The organism is Gilliamella sp. B2717, assembly GCF_026536675.1.
In the GTDB taxonomy this organism is placed as follows: Bacteria; Pseudomonadota; Gammaproteobacteria; order Enterobacterales; family Orbaceae; genus Gilliamella; species Gilliamella apicola_I.
This window is the reverse complement of the sequence record NZ_JAFNNQ010000019.1, coordinates 1-1,149: the sequence shown is the minus strand read 5'-3', so window position 1 is coordinate 1,149 and position 1,149 is coordinate 1. Positions and strand designations below refer to the sequence as shown.

The 1,149-nt window shown below is 37.4% G+C and carries 3 protein-coding genes; 1 reads left to right on the top strand and 2 read right to left on the bottom strand.

The features are described from left to right. Together J3U35_RS03810 and J3U35_RS03805 are read right to left on the bottom strand one after the other, a co-directional pair. Positions 1-271 (bottom strand): helix-turn-helix domain-containing protein (locus tag J3U35_RS03810; protein ID WP_267359674.1); only part of this gene is annotated, 271 nt, incomplete at its 3' end. A 30-nt stretch (positions 272-301) separates the two neighbouring features. Then, entirely contained in the window at positions 302-742 is a 441-nt protein-coding gene (locus J3U35_RS03805) for a helix-turn-helix transcriptional regulator (RefSeq protein ID WP_267359672.1), read from the bottom strand. Between the two features lie 75 nt (positions 743-817). On the opposite strand from J3U35_RS03805, the gene J3U35_RS03800 reads away from it, so the two are divergent. Next, positions 818-1,069, top strand: coding sequence for a hypothetical protein (locus J3U35_RS03800; RefSeq protein WP_267359670.1), 252 nt, complete (start codon positions 818-820; stop codon positions 1,067-1,069). Positions 1,070-1,149 lie beyond the last annotated feature (80 nt).

Genomic DNA, 1,149 nt, shown 5'->3' with positions numbered 1-1,149 from the left:
ACGCCTCGATCGAAACGTCAATTGATTTTTTTTCTGTATTGATTCCGTCAATACCTGACTCACCTTCTCCAGTGCAAAGCCAGCTTAGATCTGCACCTGTATCCAACATGCATTTAATTACATAATCAGCCGGGAAAGTCTGCCTTTGGATTCTGCTTGCTATAACGCCAGGAGTTATCCCCCATTTCAAGCAAAGAGCTTTAACAGTTTTCAATTTATATGCCGAAAGAATCCTTTTTACTATATTTTTAGTATTGTCAAATTGAATCATGTTACCCCAATAAATGCCGAAAGATAAATTTTAATTGTTAAAAATACTTTTTTTCAACAACAGGTATTCGTTTTCAGTGATTAAATTATCCTTTTTTAGCGCCCCCAGTCTTTCCAATTTTTCTAATGCCTCGGTCGAGACGTCAATTGATTTTTTTTCCACTTGCAATCCTTCGACGCAAGGATCGCCCTCTCCAGTACATAACCATAATAGATTGGCTCCCGTATCCAGTGCGCATTGAATGATATATTCCGCTGGTATAGTGTTTCTTACTACTCTATTAGAAAGAACGCTTATACCGACCCCAAAATATTCACATAACGCCTTCATTGTCTTTAATTTGTAAGCGCTAATCATTCTGTTAATTATATTTTTAGCGCTATCAAATTGAATCATCTCAGTTCCCCCTAAAATACCAAAAAGAAAAATAATACCTAAAAGGTATTGACACAAACCTAAAAGGTATATCATAATAAAAAATACCAATTCGGTTATTAATTTACCCTAATAACCATTAATAAACATTAAATANAGGAATGATGCACCATGACAATACAAATTGCAATAGCTATCCCAACACCATTTGTCACGGCTCAACAATTCGCTGATTTGGCGAAAATGCCTGTGGCAACCGTTAAAAACAAAATCCAACGCGGAGAATTCCCAATCCGAAAAAAACGTAGTAACGCTGGTTCATCCAGTCGTGAAACGCCTTTAATTAACATGGTCGCACTCACATTGGAGGGTGCAGCAGGTTATCAGGGGAATTTAACCGTTCACATTGAGGGGGCTGAATAATGAGCCACGCAATCTATTTGAGCTCTAAATCGTCTAATACGCCTACTGTGATCTACGTTCGCGTAAATCAACATAATTCG